17 protein-coding genes are annotated in these 19,229 nt (G+C 48.5%); 9 read left to right on the plus strand and 8 right to left on the minus strand.

The genetic code is table 11. From position 1 onward, the window contains the following. Positions 1–9: 9 nt before the first annotated feature. Complete coding sequence (locus KU392_RS08140) at positions 10–1,053, minus strand: cupin domain-containing protein (protein WP_169294517.1); 1,044 nt, start codon at positions 1,051–1,053, stop codon at positions 10–12. Positions 1,054–1,268: 215 nt separating this feature from the next. On the opposite strand from KU392_RS08140, the gene KU392_RS08145 reads away from it, so the two are divergent. After that, the gene (locus KU392_RS08145) at positions 1,269–2,168 is read left to right on the plus strand and encodes a LysR family transcriptional regulator (protein WP_169294704.1); all 900 of its coding nucleotides are present in this window, start codon (positions 1,269–1,271) and stop codon (positions 2,166–2,168) included. Positions 2,169–2,229: 61 nt separating this feature from the next. Here the strand turns inward: KU392_RS08145 and KU392_RS08150 are convergent, their stop codons facing one another. After that, positions 2,230–4,167, minus strand: a complete 1,938-nt coding sequence (locus KU392_RS08150) for an LTA synthase family protein (protein WP_217735057.1) — start codon at positions 4,165–4,167, stop codon at positions 2,230–2,232. 255 nt (positions 4,168–4,422) lie between these two features. Here KU392_RS08150 and nadC point away from each other — a divergent pair, with 255 nt between their 5' ends. Together nadC and KU392_RS08160 are read left to right on the plus strand one after the other, a co-directional pair. Beyond that, the gene (nadC, locus tag KU392_RS08155; protein ID WP_169294515.1) at positions 4,423–5,292 is read left to right on the plus strand and encodes a carboxylating nicotinate-nucleotide diphosphorylase; all 870 of its coding nucleotides are present in this window, start codon (positions 4,423–4,425) and stop codon (positions 5,290–5,292) included. 24 nt (positions 5,293–5,316) lie between these two features. Then, positions 5,317–6,042 carry a glutamine amidotransferase gene (locus tag KU392_RS08160; protein ID WP_169294514.1) on the plus strand — a complete coding sequence of 242 codons (726 nt, stop codon included), beginning with the start codon at positions 5,317–5,319 and terminating at the stop codon, positions 6,040–6,042. Positions 6,043–6,134: 92 nt separating this feature from the next. On the opposite strand, the gene KU392_RS08165 is transcribed toward KU392_RS08160, so the two are convergent. Together KU392_RS08165 and KU392_RS08170 are read right to left on the minus strand one after the other, a co-directional pair. Continuing rightward, positions 6,135–7,457 carry a ferredoxin reductase family protein gene (locus KU392_RS08165; protein WP_169294513.1) on the minus strand — a complete coding sequence of 441 codons (1,323 nt, stop codon included), beginning with the start codon at positions 7,455–7,457 and terminating at the stop codon, positions 6,135–6,137. Between the two features lie 56 nt (positions 7,458–7,513). Next, positions 7,514–7,822, minus strand: coding sequence for a PepSY domain-containing protein (locus KU392_RS08170; RefSeq protein WP_169294512.1), 309 nt, complete (start codon positions 7,820–7,822; stop codon positions 7,514–7,516). 157 nt (positions 7,823–7,979) lie between these two features. On the opposite strand from KU392_RS08170, the gene KU392_RS08175 reads away from it, so the two are divergent. The 5 genes from KU392_RS08175 (at position 7,980) to ahpF (ending at position 12,860) form a co-directional block, all read left to right on the plus strand. Beyond that, entirely contained in the window at positions 7,980–8,360 is a 381-nt protein-coding gene (locus KU392_RS08175; RefSeq protein WP_217735058.1) for a PepSY domain-containing protein, read from the plus strand. Continuing rightward, positions 8,360–9,013: a response regulator transcription factor gene (locus tag KU392_RS08180; RefSeq protein ID WP_169294510.1), complete on the plus strand. Its 654-nt coding sequence runs from the start codon at positions 8,360–8,362 to the stop codon at positions 9,011–9,013. Before KU392_RS08175 ends, KU392_RS08180 begins: the two co-directional genes overlap by 1 nt. Before the next feature lie 6 nt (positions 9,014–9,019). Further along, complete coding sequence (locus tag KU392_RS08185) at positions 9,020–10,426, plus strand: ATP-binding protein (RefSeq protein ID WP_217735059.1); 1,407 nt, start codon at positions 9,020–9,022, stop codon at positions 10,424–10,426. Between the two features lie 161 nt (positions 10,427–10,587). Beyond that, entirely contained in the window at positions 10,588–11,151 is a 564-nt protein-coding gene (ahpC, locus tag KU392_RS08190; protein WP_169294508.1) for an alkyl hydroperoxide reductase subunit C, read from the plus strand. A gap of 122 nt (positions 11,152–11,273) precedes the next feature. Beyond that, entirely contained in the window at positions 11,274–12,860 is a 1,587-nt protein-coding gene (gene ahpF / locus KU392_RS08195) for an alkyl hydroperoxide reductase subunit F (RefSeq protein WP_217735060.1), read from the plus strand. A gap of 67 nt (positions 12,861–12,927) precedes the next feature. Here the strand turns inward: ahpF and mdeB are convergent, their stop codons facing one another. Beyond that, positions 12,928–15,591, minus strand: a complete 2,664-nt coding sequence (gene mdeB, locus KU392_RS08200) for an alpha-ketoglutarate dehydrogenase (protein ID WP_217735061.1) — start codon at positions 15,589–15,591, stop codon at positions 12,928–12,930. A 148-nt stretch (positions 15,592–15,739) separates the two neighbouring features. On the opposite strand from mdeB, the gene KU392_RS08205 reads away from it, so the two are divergent. Continuing rightward, positions 15,740–16,222 (plus strand): Lrp/AsnC family transcriptional regulator, encoded by a 483-nt coding sequence (locus KU392_RS08205; protein WP_169294505.1) that lies wholly within the window; start codon positions 15,740–15,742, stop codon positions 16,220–16,222. A 19-nt stretch (positions 16,223–16,241) separates the two neighbouring features. Here the strand turns inward: KU392_RS08205 and KU392_RS08210 are convergent, their stop codons facing one another. The 3 genes from KU392_RS08210 to KU392_RS08220 are packed head-to-tail and all read right to left on the minus strand — an operon-like array spanning position 16,242 to position 19,220. Beyond that, positions 16,242–17,729 carry a tripartite tricarboxylate transporter permease gene (locus KU392_RS08210; protein ID WP_217735062.1) on the minus strand — a complete coding sequence of 496 codons (1,488 nt, stop codon included), beginning with the start codon at positions 17,727–17,729 and terminating at the stop codon, positions 16,242–16,244. 32 nt (positions 17,730–17,761) lie between these two features. Next, entirely contained in the window at positions 17,762–18,277 is a 516-nt protein-coding gene (locus KU392_RS08215; protein ID WP_246587384.1) for a tripartite tricarboxylate transporter TctB family protein, read from the minus strand. After that, entirely contained in the window at positions 18,267–19,220 is a 954-nt protein-coding gene (locus KU392_RS08220) for a Bug family tripartite tricarboxylate transporter substrate binding protein (RefSeq protein ID WP_169294502.1), read from the minus strand. Before KU392_RS08220 ends, KU392_RS08215 begins: the two co-directional genes overlap by 11 nt. Positions 19,221–19,229 lie beyond the last annotated feature (9 nt).

Raw genomic sequence — 19,229 nt, forward strand, 5'->3', positions numbered from 1 at the left:
TATTGAATATTATTGGTTATTTGGACGTTCGGAGTAAAGCCCCAGTTTTTTCTGGACCGGTGACTCGTCGGCAATAAAAATGAAGGTGGGCTGATCGGCATTTTTATTGACAAAAGTGACGGGTGCAAAACACGGAACGCAGCTGGTGTCCGATTGTTTCATGTCAAAGTTGTTGTGGGTGGTTTGCACTTGTGCCTGCCCTTCGATCACATGGAATACCATGGCACTGGAACGTAAAGGCAGTGTCAGGGTTTCATTCGGGCGCAGCATCAAGGCAGAATAACCAATGATTTTCTGGCAGTCGTCGCCATTTTCAGGATTCACATAGGTGATCTGGATGGACTTTGCCTCTGGCTGGTTTTTGGCCATGCTTTCCAGCGCTTTGCGTGCATCTTTCCATGCGTAGCGTAACATGGGGTAGTGTGAGTTTTTACGTTCAAAAACAGGGCTTGGCACAATACCGGGACCGTAATCGGTGTCGTCCGAACTGCCTTGGATATTTTGGTGCTCGCCGGGTTGGACGTATGACGCCTCCATGAAATACACCAGTGGCAGGTCAAGCACGTCAAGCCAGACGACAGGCTCTGTACCTTCATGGGTGTGTTCGTGCCACATGCCGGTAGGTGTCAGGATCAGGTCACCGCGCTCCATGGGGCATTTCTGGCCATCAACAGTGGTATAGGCATCATTGCCTTCCACAATCATGCGTACGGCATTGGGGGTGTGGCGGTGTGAAGGGGCCCATTCACCAGGCAGCAAAAGTTGCATGCCCAGGTACATGACGGAACTGGCACGCATGTTTTCCAGACCATGGCCGGGATTGGCCAGAACCAGGACACGACGCTCGGCTTTTTCAATCGGGGTTAATTCTCCGGCCTGAAGCAATAAAGGGCGCAAGGCCTCATAGGACCAGAATACGGGTTTGGTTTTGGGCTGGGGAATTTCAGGGGGCAGTACATCACGCAGGCTGGGCCATAATGGCACCAGATTGAGTTTTTCAAGCTTATCCCGGTATTCCTGGGGCAGGTCTTCAAGTTTGGCTAATTGATCCACGATAATTTCCTTGCAAATAGTAATAAATTTTTTGATTTTTTTGATTATTGTTAATGAAATCGTTTATTTTTTAATTTAACAAGACTGTGCTATTTGATCTATACAATAATATAAATAATCTGTATTCTAAAATTTAATAGAGATGAATTTGAATAACCCTGAAACTCAGGGATAGCCCAGTCAAAGGCAGGCAGGATATGAAAGAGTCGGGAAAAATGGATATTCGTCAGTTACAGATCTTCCATGAGATTTATCGGGAGAAAAGTGTTTCAAAAGCAGCGGAAAGTCTTGGTATGGGTCAACCGGGAGTCAGCATAGAGCTTAACAAACTCAGAAAACATTTCAATGATCCTCTGTTTGTCAGGGTTGGCAATACGATGCAGGCAACGGCAGTGGCTGAATCCCTGAATGGGTATATCACGGATCTGCTTGATAAATGGAAACGCATCGATGAGTTTACCGGGGAGTTTGATCCCGCGATCTCAACCCGACGCTTTACGATCAGTATGATGGATATCAGCCATATAGAAATCTTGCCTAAGCTGGTTGCCTATCTTCATGCGAATGCGCCAAATATTGCGCTGGATATCGTACCCATCACCCCTGAAACTCCCGTGCAAATGTCCAATGGAGCGGTAGATTTGGCGATTGGTTTTGTGCCACAGTTAAAAGCCGGCTTTTATCAGCAAAAACTGTTTCGACAGCAGTATGAGTGTCTGGTCAGCAGTCACCATCCCCGTATACAGGGCACATTAAGTTTGGAAGACTTTGAGCGTGAAGGTCATGTGGTTTTTTATCATCAGGGAACCGGTCACTCCATTTTGGAGCAGCAAATCCGGCGCTTGGGCATACAGCGTAATGTTTATCTACAGCTTTCATCATTTTTGGGACTGGGACTGCTGATAGAAAAATCGGATCTGATCACGAGCATCCCCACGCGGCTAAGCAATATGTTTGCCCGTAATCCCAATTTGTGTTCGTATGCCTTGCCCTTTGAATCCCCCCGATATGCCATCAGACAGCATTGGCATGCCCGCTTTCACCAGGATGCAGGCAGCCGCTGGCTGAGAAAACTCATTTATGAATTTTTCAATACATCCGAAAATACGGAATGAATTACCGCCACCTAAGCAGTAAAGCTCAGGTGGGGGAGTGCGGCGGGATTTATTCAAACAATCACGGATGGATTGGCGAGAAAACCTCAGTTTCCTGGAGAAAAGTGTGGACGGCAGGCGTTTTGTAGCTGTTGTTCTTGTACACGTTATAGGGCCAAATCGCATGTGCCAGGGCTTCTTTTGCCAGCGCTTCATCCAACCGGGACGGTTGAAACTTGTCAGAGGCCAGACAGGTAAACTGTTGCGGTTGCATGTGTGGATCCAACACAAGTAACTGGTCGTTCTTCAGGTAACCATAGCGATTGTCATATTGCATCATGGCCCGGTTAGGTGTTTGGCTTGTCAGGTCTTGGCCAATCATGGGATGCACGCAAGAAACACCCGCCAGGCAAAGCAGGGTAACCGGTAAGTCAATCTGGCTGATGATCCGCTCATCAAGTCGGGGGGTTATGCCTGCGCCCAGTATCAGAGCCGGAATATGAAAATGTTTCAGGGGGATCAGTTCGGCGCCAAATACGCGTGAATCATGGTCGGCAACCACCAGGAACACGGTATCCTGCCAGTAATCACGGGTTTTGGCAGTTTCAAAAAACTGCCCAAGGGCATGATCGGCATAGCGCACGGTATTTTCAACACTGGCCGCCTCACCCTGGGGCTGAATTCGGCCTGACGGGTATTCCCAGGGAGAATGGTTGGATACGCTGAAGGCCAGGGTGATGACTGGTTGGCCTCTGCTTTCATCTTCTTGCAGCAATCTGTCAAGCTGGTTGAACATGTCTTCATCACTGTAACCCCAGGTTCCCTTGAATTGCGGATTCTTGAAAGAAGGGCCGTCAATGACTTCCTTGAAGCCGTTACCCAGGAAAAAGCCTTTCATATTATCGAAATGAGCCTCTCCGCCATACAGAAAACGGGAGTGATAATTATATTGCTGTCCCAATGCATCGGCGATGGTGAAAAAGCCGGTTTGAGCGTTGGGCAGTTTGAAGACCGATTGTGTAATTGTGGGTGGGAAACCGGCAGACAGGGCTTCCAGTCCACGTACGGAGCGGGTACCGGTTGCGTAAGCACGCAGAAAGCCCCAGCCTTCCTGGTAGAGTCGGTCCAGGTTGGGGGTCAGGTTTTCTCCTCCCAGGGTTTTGACATACTGGGCGCCCAGGCTTTCTTCAACGATAATCACAATATTCCGGGGTATAACAGGGTGATTGCCAGACACTTGCCTGTGCATGGTGGCAATGGTATCCGGACACTGGGGGGCATGGATACCTGCGGTTTTACGAATCAGCAGGTTCATTTCATCTGCCGGCATTTTGCCATACACATCTTCGGCCGACATTTCGTATTTCATGGCATAAATTGCATATAACAGGCTGTAAATGGAATTGAGTGCCAGACTGTTGATCAGGCCATCGCCGGCAAAGGCGACGGTAGATGGATTGATGGGCCTTTTTTTCAGCGTGCCACGAATACACAGGAAAGCAAGCAGGGCATAAGAAAATGATTCGATGATGCTAAGCCAGACAGGCCCCGGCTGTACAGGTGCAAAACCAAAGAACAGCGAGTGGGCCATGACGGCCATTAAGATGAAAAGCAGTAACCCACCTGCCAGAACGCCCTTATAACCACGCCATAGCATTCCAAAAACTTCCTTGGGGTGTTTCAGGTATTCAATAAACAAGCGGTTGGGGCGGGTATCGTATTCGGTTATGAATTGCGGTGTGGCAATTTCCATGAAGGCAGCCAATAACCACCAGAAGGTGAACCAGATCGCAGTGATGTTCAGAAACAGTGGGCTGTTTTCCAGCCAGGGCATTAGCAGTGCGGGTAGTGAGGCGTAGGTGGCGATTTGATTGAGGTCTATGCGTAAGCCCCCCAGAAGAATGGGCCATAGCCCCCTGGCCTGTAGTACCCGCTGATATTGCCAGATCATCAGTAACAGGCGACTTAGGGTGAAAAGGGCAAACAGGGAGACAACAAACGTGATTAACTGGATTCTCAAATCTTAACCTGCATGACAAATCCTGATGGGGATTCAGGAGGATGGGTTGGGTGTGGTCATGCTTTAATAGTAGTGTTTATGCTGTCAATCAAATATCAATTAAATATCAAGAAAATATCAAAATCCGTCTTATGCAACAGGTAGGCAGCTTGGGTGAATGCCGGATTTGCAGCACTGGGTGCAAATGTAATCCATAAAGTCCGGATGGGCATATAATGGTTTTTTTGAACCCATGATAATTGTAAAGCGCTAAAAATGAGTATTGCCCATTCAGTCCGTGTCCCTCCCTTGCCAAAAGTAATGCTGGAACCTGTTGTTCGCATGGCCTTGTTGGAAGATCTTGGCAGGGCGGGTGATTTAACCAGCAGCAGTATTATCCCGCCACAAACCCAAACAACCATGAATCTGGTGGCTCGTCAAACGGGCGTTTTGGCCGGCCTTGAGCTTGCTTGCCTGGCGTTTGAGTTGCTGGATGAGAATATCAAGGTCAGTATTTCCCGTAGCGATGGTGCCCGCTTGAATCCCGGTGATCTTGTTGCCAGTATTTCAGGCCCGGCTGGAGCCATTTTAAGCGCCGAGCGTACAGCCCTTAATTTTCTGGGGCATTTAAGCGGGGTAGCAACGGCAACCGCTTCCATTGCCGATGCCATTCGCGAATATGGTACCAAGGTCACCTGTACCCGTAAAACCCTGCCAGGCTTGCGAGCCTTGCAAAAATACGCGGTACGGGTTGGTGGTGGCAGCAATCATCGCTTTGGCCTGGATGATGCCGTCTTAATCAAGGACAATCATATTGCCGTGGCAGGCAGCCTGCGTGAAGCTGTCTTGAGGGCGCGCGCCAATGTTGGACATATGGTGCAGATTGAGCTGGAGGTGGATACCCTGGCGCAATTGGCCGAAGCGCTGGAATTGGGAGTTGATGTCATCCTTCTTGACAACATGGATACCGACATGCTGAAAAAAGCGGTTGCCATGGTTGATGGACGTGCCGTTACGGAAGCTTCAGGCAGAATCAATGCGCAAACGGCGCCTGCGATTGCCCAAACCGGTGTTGATCTGATCGCTGTTGGCTGGATTACCCATAGCGTTTCTGTTTTTGATTTCGGACTTGATGCGGTTGAATAAAGCTTAAAAGGAAGTATGTGCATCATGTCCGATCAAATTGTGCTCCAAGTGATTCAGATGGGGATTCCACCTGAAGCGGTTCATACTGTTTATGGTGATCAGTACCAATGGTTTCAGTCGGCACTGTCCAGGGGGCCCAACCCCTTGTCGTTGGATCTTCGTGTTACCCGGCCCGATTTGGGTGAGACACTTCCGGAACCGGGGGATTTTGATGTGGCGGTGATTACCGGTTCCTGGTCCATGGTGACTGACCGGCTTGACTGGAGTGAGCGCACTGCTGAATGGGTAAGACAGGTCATTGCGCAAGAGCGGCCCTTGCTGGGTGTATGTTATGGTCATCAGCTTATGGCCCATGCCTTGGGTGGGGTGGTTGACTATCACCCTGATGGCCCCGAAATCGGCTGCAGGCCTGTCAGCCTTAATCCTGCAGGACAGGCAGATCCGTTTTTCAGCAGTTTCCCGCAGCAGTTCCAGGCTCATTTAACCCATTGGCAAAGTGTGCTGCAAGTGCCATCCGGTGCTGTTGTTTTGGGCTCGTCCGAGCATGATTCCCACCAGATCATTCGTTATGCAAAAAATGCCTTGTCGGTACAGTTCCACCCCGAATTTATGGAGGAATTGATGCGACATGTTATTGCCGGAAATAACAAGTCTTTATCACCTGAAAACAAAACCTCTTTGCTTGATGCGGTTGTTGATACCGTTTCCGCCAGAAATATACTCTTGCAGTTTGTGTGCCAGGCTGTTTGATTATGCGAGTGTTCCATGCTGTTTTTGAATAATGCCTGAAATGCCAAAAAAGCCGCCCAAACCGGACGGCTTTTTTGGGGTTGTAAGCTGCTTTAACGCATTTCAAAGGCCTCCTGATGGAAAGTGAATTTGCCATGCCACCATTTCTTCAGGTTTGATTTAATATTGTCAGCCAGGCTGGTTGGACCACAAAACCAGATTGCGGTACGATCTTTTTGCGCCAGTGCAAGAGCCAGTTTTTCTGCATTGAAGTAATTTCCTTTTTCACTTTCATGCACATGCAACCTGACAGAAGGCAGTGTCTCGCAAAGTTGCCGGATACGTTCAATGAAGGGATCTTTTTGCGCATTACGCAAGCAATAATGCAAGTCAGCTGAAGGTGTGGTGTCCGGCGATTTCTGAGATGCTTCCAGCCATGAAAGAAACGGGGTGATGCCAATACCACCGGCAATCATGGTATGGTGCGAGCTGGCATCCAGATGGCTCAGGTCAAAGCAACCGTATGGACCTTCCGCCTTGATTTTTTGACCAATCTTGATCTTTCTGGATAAGTGACGGGTATAGTCACCCAGTGCCTTAATCTGAAAACTGATACGTCCGTCATTCCCGGGTGCACTGGAGATGGTAAAAGGGTGTGCACCTTCGTGTCGATCAAAAGTCAAAAAGGCAAATTGTCCCGCATGGTGCGTCTTCCAGGAGGCATTCATTTTGCAGGTGATTTCCGTCATGTCTTCATCATGAACCCGAATGGACTCAATGGTGCCCTCTGATTGACGTGGTTTGCCGATTAAACCGGCCAGGGAAATGATGCTGGCAATACAGGCGGGTACAAACAGGATAACAAGCAGGATGCCGATGGGTTGTACCCAGTAGCTGGCTGGTGCAAGCACGATTGTGTGAAAGACCAGTAACAGAAAGAAAACCGGCATCACTTTATGGACATAACGCCAGAATTTGTAAGGGAATTTTTTCCACAGGGTGAGCACCAGCATGATAAGCAGGGCATAAATAATCAATTCACCACTGTCTTTGGCAAAAGAACGGAACATGGCGGCAAACTCGGTCAGGTCGCCCTTTGGGGGGCGTCCTGTTGTGCCAACCCAGGACTTGAGCAGGTCGCTGGACATATCCAGCAACCAGTGCAGGCCGGCCGCACAAATGCCCAGAATGCCTGCCCATTTGTGCAGTTGGTACATCTTATCCATGCCGCCCAGTGGCTTTTCAAGCCAGGCCGGACGAATGGAAAGCACCATGACCAGCGACATGAGTGCAATCGCCCACAGGCCGCTTAAATAAAGCCCCTGTCTTTGAATCAACCACGGCAAGGCTCCCTGCCGGAGCGGGTTCAGGTAAAATACATCATACCCCCAGGCCAGGGTGATAAGTGATATAAAGAAAATAAGCCGTGTTTTCATGCGCGCCACCTTTACGCTGATTGTTCAGGACAGGGATTCATCAATTTCATCAATCGTTATTTGTTTTTTGTTTTGGTTTTGATGATCTCTCCGGTTTTTGGATCAAGCTTGAGTTCCACGCGTTGATTCTCCTGGTTCCGTGCCTTGACCTCATAAACGTTATCATCCAGATCGATTTCGGTGATATTTGTATAGCCGGCCGCTTCCACCTTGTCGTAAATCTGTTTGATATTCAAACGTGACTGGGCGGGGGCGGTCTGCACTTGAGCTGTTGTGGTTTGAGCCAGAGCGGTATTCAGGGCAGCGCCAGAAAAAATCAGGCTGGAACCAAGGGTAAGGGCAGTTAATAAACGAGTAGTTTTCATGGTCATTCTCCGTAGTTTCGATATGATCGGTATTGATCATGAACGCATTATGCATGGAGATAAATGAATAGGATCTGAAGGATTTGTTCATGTTTCGTTCATCTTTCCTGTGATATAAAGAATTTGATGATTAATGAGCTCAAATGCAGGAGACACCATGAAAGGAACGAGGTTTTATAACGGAGTGCTGGGTGGCCTGCTGGCTTGTACCCTATTGTTTTCCGCGCATGCTTATGCGGACTCCGATGATCATGAACGGGCCCGACAGCTCTTGGCAGAGGGCAAAATCATGCCTTTGCGTACAGTGCTTGAAAAAGTGGAAAAAGAATTTGGCGGGCAGGTGGTCAAGATCGAATTTGAGCATGAGGATGACCATGATGATGACGACGATGATAAAGGTAAAAGCCGCTGGCTTTATGAAATTAAGTTGGTCCAGGGCTCGGGTCAAATGCTTAAATTGGTGATTGATGCCGAAAACGGTTCGATTTTGAAGAAAAAAGGCAAAAAAGTGTATAAAAACAGACAGGGAAACGACTAATGCGCATACTGGTTGTGGAAGATGAGCCGACCTTGTCCTTGCAATTGCAAGAAACACTGGAGAATGCCGGGTATGTGGTGGATGTGGCCATGAACGGAAAAGATGCCTGGTTCATGGGAGAGGTGGAAACATTTGATCTGGCCATTCTTGACCTTGGTTTGCCATTGATGGATGGTATTTCCGTGTTGAAAAAATGGCGTGAGGCCGGACTTGCCATGCCCGTCCTAATCTTAACCGCACGGGATAACTGGCATGAAAAGGTCATGGGTATTGATGCCGGGGCTGATGACTATGTGACCAAGCCTTTTCATATGGAAGAGCTGCTGGCAAGAGTCAGGGCCTTGTTACGGCGTACCAGTGGCCATGCCAATGCCATTCTTAAAAATGGCCCCATTGAAATGGATACGCGTAATGCCAGGGTCAGTGTCGATGGCGTGCCACTTGCCCTGACGAGTCATGAGTTCAAGGTGCTGGAGTATTTTATGCATCATCCCGCGGAAGTGATTTCCCGTTCCATCCTGACCGAACATATTTATGCCCAGGATGCCGATCGTGATTCAAATACCATCGAGGTTTTTATTGCACGCCTGCGCAAGAAGCTGCCTGCGGGTACCATAGAAACGGTGCGAGGAATGGGGTATCGACTGGTCTAGAAAATCATGATGCCACGTAAAACCGCCTTGTCGTTCTGGTCATCGCTCAGGTTTCGTCTGCTGGCGGGCACATTGGCCTGGGTTTTGTTAACCATTATCGTTGCCGGTTGGGGGCTAAATAGCCTGTTCAAGCAACATATGATGCAGCAGGTAAGGGCAGAGCTGACCCTGCACCTTAACCAGCTGCTGTCTTTTGTAGCGGTTGATCCCGATGGCAAAGTCAGTGTTCCACATGCACTTAGCGATGCACGCTTTGATCAGCCCTTATCGGGCCTTTACTGGCAAATAGACCAGCAGGATGGGCAAGGGCGGACGGCAACCACAGGGCTGTTGCGTTCCCGTTCACTTTGGGACAATGTGTTGCCCACCTCGGACATTGGCAATACCAGTACGGCACTGCAGGATTTTACAATCACTGATGCCGATGGCACTGTACTGGACGCTGTGGGCAGAATTATTCAACCGGAAGAAGAGTCCTCATATCCCTTGCGGCTGGTGGTGGCTGTTAACCACGATATTGTCGCCTTGCCTGCCGAGCGGTTTCGCAATATGTTGATATTGGCATTAACCATATTGGCTATCGGTCTTATGGTGGCGGTGACGATACAGGTTATTTTGGGGTTGCGTCCCTTTGGCCGACTCAGGAAAAGCCTGGCTGATGTTCATGAGGGAAAAACGTCGCATATTGAAGGTGATTTTCCCGCAGAGCTCGAACCTCTGGTTAATGATTTTAACCAGGTTCTGGATGTGAATGCCAAGGTGATTGAAAGGGCAAGAACGCAGGCCGGTAATCTTGCGCATGCCGTCAAAACCCCATTGGCCATTTTATCCAATGCAGCAGCCAAAGAACAAACGTCCTTTTCTGCCCTGGTCCAGGAACAGGTTGCCATGGCACAGCGACAGGTTAATTATCATCTGGCCAGAGCCAGGGCTGCCGCTGCCATGCAGGCCAGCACCAGCCGCACACCGGTAAAGAAATCGCTGGAAGCCCTTATCAGGGTGATGCAACGCTTGTACGCAGAGCGCAATCTGGATATCCGTTTGCATTTGCAGGAAGATCATTGTGCCTTCAGGGGTGAAGAGCAGGATTTTCAGGAAATGCTTGGTAATGTACTGGATAATGCCTGCAAATGGGCCAGTCATGCCATTAGCGTAACCGTGGCACAGGTCCGGAATGACATTGTCATCACGGTTGATGATGATGGGGAAGGGTTGCCGGAAAACCAAAAAGACCTGATTTTCCAAAGAGGGATCAGGGCGGATGAAAAAAAACCGGGCACCGGATTGGGACTGGATATCGTTCGTGATTTGACTGATTTGTATCAAGGGGCTGTCGTGACGGCTTCTTCTCCTTTTGGTGGGTTGCGGGTAGTATTAAGATTACCCGCCGCCAGTCTGGGGTTAAAACATTAAATTGCAATAATGTTCTGATATAGTATAACTATGTGACTGGGATATCCGCTATAGTTAAAACTAAACATGCTTATAAAAACAATAAATTATACATATTAACTGTATCGGGCTATACTGGTCACATATTAAGTTTTCTAACCAACAAATAAAGGAAGAAAGAAATGTCATTAATCAATACAGAAATCAAACCTTTCAGCGCAACGGCTTACCACAACGGCAAATTCATTGACGTTAACCAGGACAGCCTGAAAGGCAAATGGTCTGTTGTTGTGTTCTACCCTGCTGACTTTACATTTGTTTGCCCAACAGAACTGGAAGACTTGGCTGATCACTATGACGAGTTCCAAAAACTGGGCGTGGAAGTTTACGCAGTATCAACCGATACTCACTTCTCACACAAAGCATGGCACGACACTTCTGACGCGATTTCTAAAGTTAAATACCCAATGATTGGTGACCCAACCCACGTATTGGCCAACAACTTTGAAGTTCTGATTGCTGAAGAGGGTGTTGCTCTGCGTGGTACATTCGTTATTAGTCCAGAAGGTCAAATCAAAGTGATGGAAGTGCACGACAACGGTATTGGCCGTGATGCTTCTGAACTGCTGCGTAAAGTTAAAGCTGCCCAGTATGTTGCCGCTCACCCAGGTGAAGTTTGCCCAGCCAAATGGGAAGAAGGTGCTGCTACATTGACTCCTTCACTGGATCTGGTTGGCAAAATCTAATTAACTGTCAATTCAGTCAGTCATAATTGCAACCTGAATTTATTTCAGGTTGCCAGGTTCGGGTTTTGCCCGAACCTTATCCCCCAAAGCTAAATAAATCAAGATCCGGAGAGTTCATCATCATGTTAGATGCAAATATCAAATCACAATTAAAAACTTACCTTGCAATGGTTTCACAGCCTATCGAAATTGTTGCTTCACTGGATGATGGCGCTAAATCGAAGGAACTGAAAGAGTTATTGCAGGAAATCGCTTCTGTTTCAGACCGTGTTACTTTGAATGAACAAGGTACTGACTCACGCAAGCCATCTTTTACCATTAATCGCCCCGGAACCGATATCAGCGTTCAGTTTGCCGGTATTCCGATGGGCCATGAATTCACTTCACTCGTACTTGCCCTGTTGCAGGTCGGTGGGCATCCGATCAAGCTGGATGAGTCCGTCATTGAACAGATCCGTAATCTCGATGGCGATTATAAGTTTGAAACCTATTTCTCATTGTCATGCCAAAACTGTCCTGACGTTGTCCAGGCATTAAACGTCATGTCAATCATCAACCCGCGGATCAAGCACGTTGCCATTGATGGCGCCTTGTTCCAGGATGAAGTCGATAGTCGCCAGATCATGTCAGTACCCACCATGTTCCTGAATGGTGAGCCATTTGGTCAAGGTCGATCCAGTGTAGAGGAAATTTTGGCCAAACTGGATACCAATGCAGGCAGCCGCAAGGCCGAAGAGCTCAATGCCAAGGATCCTTTTGATGTATTGGTGATTGGTGGCGGTCCTGCTGGTGCTGCCGCTGCGATTTATGCCGCCCGTAAAGGCATTCGCACCGGTGTGGCCGCAGAGCGTTTTGGTGGTCAGGTATTGGATACGATGTCTATCGAAAACTTTATTTCTGTCAAAGAAACCGAAGGCCCCCGTTTTGCCGCCCAGCTTGAAGAGCACGTACGTGCCTATGATGTGGATATCATGAACCTGCAGCGTGCCGAAGAACTGATTCCTGGCGATAAGGAAATTTCCGTCAGGATGGAAAATGGTGCCGTACTGAAAAGTAAAACCGTTATTCTGGCGACTGGTGCCCGTTGGCGCAACATCAATGTTCCCGGTGAACAGGAATATCGTACCAAGGGTGTTGCTTACTGCCCGCACTGTGATGGTCCATTGTTTAAAGGTAAACGGGTTGCCGTTATTGGTGGCGGTAACTCGGGTGTAGAGGCGGCAATCGACCTGGCCGGTGTCGTAGCCCATGTGACATTGATTGAGTTCGGAGACCTGTTGCGTGCCGATGATGTATTGCAACGTAAACTGCGCAGCTTGCCTAACGTTGATATCATTGTGTCTGCCCAAACCACCGAGATTCATGGTGATGGCAACAAGGTAAATGGCTTGTCTTATAAAGACCGCACAACCGAAGCTATCCATAAAATCGATCTGGAAGGCGTATTTATCCAGATTGGTCTGGTACCCAATACAGAATGGCTCAAAGGTACTGTTAATTTAAGCAAGCACGGTGAAATCGAGATTGATGCCAAAGGCCAGACATCGGTTCCCGGGGTGTTTGCCGCCGGTGATGTAACCACGGTTCCCTACAAGCAGATTGTGATTGCAATTGGCGAAGGTGCAAAAGCTTCTTTGAGTGCTTTTGATCACATCATTCGTACTTCAGTGACCGAGGAAGAAACCAATTCCGAGGGTGTTGCAGCCTAGTTGCAGCTTATTCAGAAGGTAGTTTGAAATGGCACGTAAAAATACGTGCCATTTTTTATATTTTTTATCAAGCCAGTTGTTTAAGTGCCATTTGAACAATAGCCTGTGCGTTGACGCCAAAATGTTGACGTAATTCAGCGCGGGTATCGCTTCGGCCAAATCCGTCCGTACCGAGGGTGATGTATTTGCGTCCTGCCGGTACATAAGCACGGATTGATTCGGGCAGCATCCTGACGTAATCGCTGGCGGCAATAATTGGCCCTTTACTGTTTTGCAATTGTTCTTCAATAAAAGGCATTGCTGGCTGGTCGGAAGAATTGCTTGAATGTTCGCTGCGTTGGCCGTCACGGGCCAGCTCGGTCCAACTGGTAACGCTGAAAACATCGCATGCAATGCCTTGTGAGGACAATTCCCCGGCGGCAGCCAGGACTTCGGTAAGAATGGCACCGGAACCCAGCAGTGTGACGGCATTCTTTTCTTGCGTTCCAGATACTGACTGTGCCGGGTAGTGCCTGAAATGATAAGCACCTTTAAGGACATTTTTACGCATCCCGGGTTTCAGTGAAGGTTGCGGATAGTTTTCATTCATGACGGTAATGTAATAAAACACATCTTTTTGCTCCGTCATCATTTCCTTCGTGCCCTGTTCAATAATAACGGCCAGTTCACCCGCAAAAGCCGGGTCATAAGATTTGCAATTGGGAATGGTGGCAGACCAGATATGACTGGAACCATCCTGGTGCTGCAAACCCTCGCCGCCAAGAGTGGTTTTGCCCGAGGTGGCACCAATCAGGAAACCACGCGGGCGCTGGTCGGCTGCCGCCCAGATCAAATCCCCAATACGCTGAAAACCGAACATGGAATAATAAATATAAAAAGGTAACATGGGAGTACCATGAGCACTATAGCTGGTTGCCGCAGCCACCCAACTGGAAATGGCCCCTGCTTCACTAATGCCTTCTTCAAGAATTTGGCCATCAAGTGCTTCACGATAACTCAGGATAGAACCGATATCTTCGGGCTCATACTGTTGGCCTACACTAGAGTAAATGCCCACCTGCTTGAACAGGTTGGCCATGCCGAAAGTGCGTGCTTCATCAGCGACAATGGGAACAATCCGCTGGCCGATTTCATTATCTTTCAGGAGGTTGCCTAGCATGCGTACAAAAGCCATGGTGGTGGACATGTTTTTATTTTCGGCCTGCAAGGCAAAACCGGCCCATTGTTCTACCGGTGAAGCCTGGCGTGTTGGTGTATCGGTATAGCGCTTGGGTAAATAACCCCCCAGTTTTTGACGCTGTGCATGTAAATAACGTATTTCTTCGCTGTTTTCATCGGGTCGGTAAAAATCCAGGTTAAGGGTTTGTTCATCGCTTAACGGCAAATTGAAACGATCCCTGAAGGCAAGCAACTCGGTGTCCCCGAGTTTTTTCTGTGAATGGGTGGTCATTTTCCCCTGGCCTGCATTGCCCATGCCATAACCTTTTTTGGTATGGGCCAGAATAACCGTGGGCTGTCCCTTATGATTGACGGCAGCCGCGTATGCCGCGTAAATTTTGACTATATCATGACCACCGCGACGGAGCTTGTCGATTTGTTCGTCGCTCATACCTTCAACCAACCGTTGAAGTGCTTCATTTTGCCCAAAAAAATGCTCACGGTTAAAGGCACCATCGTTAGCGGCAAAGGTTTGCATTTGTCCGTCAACGGTTTCGCCAAGAGCTTTTGTCAAGGCACCCGTCAGGTCTTTGGCAAACAGAGGGTCCCAGTCGCTGCCCCATAGCACTTTAATGACATTCCATCCGGCACCGGTAAACAGGCGTTCCAGTTCTTTGATGACTTGTCCATTTCCCCTAACCGGGCCATCAAGACGTTGTAAATTGCAGTTGACGACCCAAACCAGGTTGTCCAGTTTTTCACGGGCAGCCAATGTCAGTGCGCTCATGGATTCGGGTTCATCCATTTCGCCGTCACCAAAAATGCCCCATACTTTGCGGTTTTCGCAGTTTTGCAACTGACGATGTGTCAGATAATGCATGAAACGGGCCTGGTAAATGGAACTGATGGGACCAATTCCCATAGATCCGGTGGGAAATTGCCAGAAATCAGGCATCAGATACGGGTGAGGGTAGCTGCATAAGCCTTGTGCACCTTCACGGTTGGCACGCAACTCTTGCCTAAAAAAGCTTAAGTCCTTTTCAGTCAGGCGGTTTTCAAGAAAGGCGCGGGCATAAACTCCAGGAGCACTGTGAGGCTGGAAAAATACCAGATCTCCCTTATGGCCGTTTTCTGAGTTTTCACGGGCCCTGAAAAAGTGGTTGAAACCCACCTCAAACAAATCGGCAGCACTGGCGTAACTGGCAATATGCCCCCCCAATTCACCATAGGCGCTATTGGCCCTGACCACCATGGCCAGTGCATTCCAGCGTATCAAGGCACCCAGTTTTTCTTCTATCTTGATATTGCCGGGATAAGCAGGTTGTTGATCAAGAGAAATGGTATTTACGTAGGAACAACTATTCACGGGAGCCGTTTTCTGTTGCCAGCTTATTTTTAATTGTTGGGCTAATACAGACAATTCATCCAGGATAAATGCGGCCCGTTCACGGCCATGGGTGGCGACCAGTGAATGCAATGAGTCTTTCCATTCCTGGGTCTCTTGCGGATCAATATCTGTTTGCAAAAGGGTCTTCATCATTGTCTCAATAGGTTTGGGTAATGGGGCATTCATACGATTCCCTCCTTTTTATTAGCCATTTATTTTAAATATCCTGCTTGATATTCTAATTAAAATACCCAAAAATGAGATGCTGAATTTTTTGAGTAAAAATAGCAATTTCAGCATAAAATACTGTAAATATTATTTATGGCAGCATTTTATGAAACTGGATTTGGTAGACCTTAGAATTTTGGATGAACTTCAAAAAGACGGCTCTTTAAGTAATGTGGAGTTGTCAAGGCGAGTGCATTTATCGCCTTCACCTTGTCTGTCACGTGTCAAGGCGCTGGAAGAAAACGGTATTATTTCCCGTTACGTGGCCCTGGCCAATCCTTCGACACTGGGACTGGATCTGAATGTTTTTATTTCTATCAGTCTGAAATCCCAGGACAAACAGGCACTTGCGGATTTCGAGCAACGAATTTCCGAGCACGATGAAGTCATGGAATGTTATTTAATGACTGGCGACTCTGATTATCTGATCAGGGTGGCGGTTACCAATATTGGGGCACTGGAAAGATTCATCCTGGAGCAGTTAACCCCAATACCGGGTATTGACAAGATCCGTTCAAGCTTTGCGCTTAAGCAGGTTTTGTATAAAACAGCCTTGCCCCTGACCCGGATACAGAATAAAACTGCTTAAGGAAGAGGCTTGGCTATTTTCAGGCAACCTTGCGCAGGCGTTTAAGCAGGAAGGGTACAAACAGGAACAGGAAAGAGAGGGTCAGGAAAATGATAGACATTGGACTCTCTACCAAGACTGCCGGATTTCCCTGTCCGGCAGCCAGTGCGGTACGCAGCTGGTTTTCTGCCATAGGTCCCAGAATCAAGCCAATTAACAGGGGAGGGATGGGAAAATCATACACCCTCATGGCATAACCCATTAAACCGATCAAGGCCATGCATGCCAGGTCAAAAACCGAGCCTGAGACCCCCCAAATGCCAATCATGGCAAAAACGAGAATGCCGGCATATAACTGTGGTTTTGGAATGAGCAGGAGTTTGACCCAAATCCCAATGAGTGGCAGGTTAAGCACCAGCAACATAACGTTGCCAATATACAGCGAGGCAATTAGCCCCCAAATAAGTTCGGGATTGCTGGTAAACAAAAAAGGCCCGGGTTGCAAGCCAAAATTCTGGAAGGCTGCCAGCAATATTGCGGCGGTGGCAGAGGTTGGCAAACCCAGCGTGAGCAGAGGTACCAGAATACCCGCTGCTGCCGCATTATTGGCCGCTTCCGGGCCTGCGACACCTTCAATAGCACCCTTGCCAAATTCATCTTTGTGCTTGGAGAGGTTTTTTTCAAGAGTATAAGAAAGCATGGTGGGTATTTCAGATCCGCCACCTGGTATCGCACCCATTGGGAAACCAATTACACTGCCACGAATCCATGGCATGAAAGAGCGTTTCCAGTCGGATTTGCTCATCCACATTCCGCCCTTGACGGAAATGATTTCATCTTTCTGGTTTTTATAGCGACTGGCCACGTAAATGATTTCACCCACTGCGAACAGGGAGACAAGAACAACAGTCAACTCCATACCATCCAGCAAATCCGCAAACCCTAAAGTCATACGGGGTTGACCGGTCATATTGTCAATACCGATGACTCCAAAGGCCAGTCCAATAAACAGGGAAATAAAACCACGAACCCGGGAGCTGCCCATGACGACAGCAACTGAAGTAAACGCCAGAATAGTCAAGGCAAAATAATCGGCAGGCTTGAAATAAAAAGCCAGTTCCGCAACATAAGGGGCCGCAAAAGTTAGCGCAATCGTAGCGAGTGTGCCTGCGACAAAAGACCCTATGGCTGCGGTAGCCAGTGCAGCGGCACCTCTTCCTGCCCGGGCCATTTTGTTACCTTCCAGGGCAGTCATCATGGAGCCGGCTTCACCGGGGGTATTAATTAAAATAGAGGTCGTGGACCCGCCATACATGGCCCCATAAAGAACACCCGCAAACATAATGAAGGCAGAAACCGGTCCTACAGAAACCGTAACCGGTAAAAGCAGGGCGATGGTAAGGGCAGGGCCAATGCCAGGTAAAATACCAATGGCAGTGCCCAGTGTGGAACCTATCAGTGCCCAAAACAGATTGGTAGGGGTAAGGGCAACGTCAAACCCATGAAGCAGTAAACCCAGTGTATCCATATTTAACTTGAATTATTAATGTGGCAGGAGGATTAAATGCCCAGCAAAGGAATAAAGTCTCCGAGCTGAAGCCCTAGCAGACTAAATAAATACCAGCTGGCCGAGCCAAGTATGAAACCGGAAATGAGGTTCAGCACAATTTGTTTTGAACCAAAAGCCAGTGTTACCAGGGTAAATGACACCATCGCGGTAATGGGAAGCCCCAAATGCTCAATAATCAAAACCGGAACAACGGCAGCTGCAAGGGCAATGAAAAACGCCCGTTTATCCATGGGCGTGTCACCTTCGGCATTTTCAGTATCCTGTGGTTCGAATTTCTCACCACGTGCTATTTGTATAAGTAAAAGCACGCCAAGTACGATCAGCCCGATACCGGTTCCGGTCACAAACAGGCCTGGGCCAATGGCAGAGTATCTGGCAGTATTGGCAAGCTCGTCGGCCGAATACAGGCAAACCGCACCCATGAATACAACCACCAGCCCCAGCCACCAGGGCTTTGCAGGTGGTTGGGGTGTTGTATTAGCGGATGGAACAGCTTTATTGGACAAGACCTGCATCCTTCAGAATGGTGTTAATACGCTCGCTTTCGCTTTTTATAAAATCACCAAATTCAGCGCCAGCAAGGAAAAACTGATCCCAGCCTTGAGTTTGCAGAACCTGCTTCCATTCTGCGCTGTCATTCAGTTGAGTGAAGCGATCCACCCAAAGTTTGTAATTGTCCTCTGGCATTTCCGGGGCACCCAAAATACCACGCCAGTTGGCAATTTCAACATCGAAACCGGCTTCCTTGAAAGTGGGGACGTCCAGGCCTTCCATGCGTTCTGCCGAGGTAATACCGAGGATTTTCACCCGATTTGATTTGGCAAACTGCTGGAATTCTGAAATGCCGGAAATACCTGCCTTGAGGGTTCCGTTGACAATGCCGGTAACGGTATCGGCACCACCGGCCTGTGGAATGTAATTCAGATCTTTGACAGGTACGTTACCAGCTTGTGCCAAGAGGGCCAGGGCGATATGGTCAACACCACCGGCTGAGCCACCACCGACGGGCGTTCCGCCTGGGTTTTCTTTGAGTGCTTTGACAAAATCATCCAGATTCTTGTAGGGAGAGTCGGGACGGACGGCAATAACCAGATATTCAGCCGTTAAACGAGCCACTGGCTTGAATTTGCTTAGGTCTATGGGGGATTTGTTTAGTGTGATGGATCCTACCGTAATAGCACCAAAAACAGCCAATGCATTGGCTTTGCCATCCTGGGTGTTTTGGAATTCCGCCAGACCGATGGTACCGCCAGCACCCCCTTTATTGGTAAAGTTAACGGGGCCGGTATAAATGCCCGCCTTGTTCATGGCACTAAATGCCTGGCGGCCGGTAGCATCCCAGCCACCACCCGGGTTGGCGGGTAGCATGACACTAACCTGTGCATAGGCAGCGCTGCTGAACATGACAGCAGCGGTAAAAAGAGTGCGCAAAAAATTGTTTCGTTTCATGTCTACTCC

Origin of the sequence: Advenella alkanexedens, assembly GCF_019132845.1 — a bacterium.
GTDB lineage: Bacteria > Pseudomonadota > Gammaproteobacteria > Burkholderiales > Burkholderiaceae_B > Advenella > Advenella alkanexedens.

What these genes read in the sequence shown, in the direction of transcription:
- nadC (WP_169294515.1), top strand. Translation starts at nt 4,423, where the DNA reads ATGAGTATTGCCCATTCAGTCCGTGTCCCTCCCTTGCCAAAAGTAATG.
- KU392_RS08205 (WP_169294505.1), top strand. Translation starts at nt 15,740, where the DNA reads ATGAAACTGGATTTGGTAGACCTTAGAATTTTGGATGAACTTCAAAAA.
- KU392_RS08165 (WP_169294513.1), bottom strand. Translation starts at nt 7,457, where the DNA reads ATGAAAACACGGCTTATTTTCTTTATATCACTTATCACCCTGGCCTGG.
- ahpC (WP_169294508.1), top strand. Translation starts at nt 10,588, where the DNA reads ATGTCATTAATCAATACAGAAATCAAACCTTTCAGCGCAACGGCTTAC.
- KU392_RS08210 (WP_217735062.1), bottom strand. Translation starts at nt 17,729, where the DNA reads ATGGATACACTGGGTTTACTGCTTCATGGGTTTGACGTTGCCCTTACC.
- KU392_RS08170 (WP_169294512.1), bottom strand. Translation starts at nt 7,822, where the DNA reads ATGAAAACTACTCGTTTATTAACTGCCCTTACCCTTGGTTCCAGCCTG.
- mdeB (WP_217735061.1), bottom strand. Translation starts at nt 15,591, where the DNA reads ATGAATGCCCCATTACCCAAACCTATTGAGACAATGATGAAGACCCTT.
- KU392_RS08175 (WP_217735058.1), top strand. Translation starts at nt 7,980, where the DNA reads ATGAAAGGAACGAGGTTTTATAACGGAGTGCTGGGTGGCCTGCTGGCT.
- KU392_RS08220 (WP_169294502.1), bottom strand. Translation starts at nt 19,220, where the DNA reads ATGAAACGAAACAATTTTTTGCGCACTCTTTTTACCGCTGCTGTCATG.
- KU392_RS08185 (WP_217735059.1), top strand. Translation starts at nt 9,020, where the DNA reads ATGATGCCACGTAAAACCGCCTTGTCGTTCTGGTCATCGCTCAGGTTT.
- ahpF (WP_217735060.1), top strand. Translation starts at nt 11,274, where the DNA reads ATGTTAGATGCAAATATCAAATCACAATTAAAAACTTACCTTGCAATG.
- KU392_RS08180 (WP_169294510.1), top strand. Translation starts at nt 8,360, where the DNA reads ATGCGCATACTGGTTGTGGAAGATGAGCCGACCTTGTCCTTGCAATTG.
- KU392_RS08160 (WP_169294514.1), top strand. Translation starts at nt 5,317, where the DNA reads ATGTCCGATCAAATTGTGCTCCAAGTGATTCAGATGGGGATTCCACCT.
- KU392_RS08145 (WP_169294704.1), top strand. Translation starts at nt 1,269, where the DNA reads ATGGATATTCGTCAGTTACAGATCTTCCATGAGATTTATCGGGAGAAA.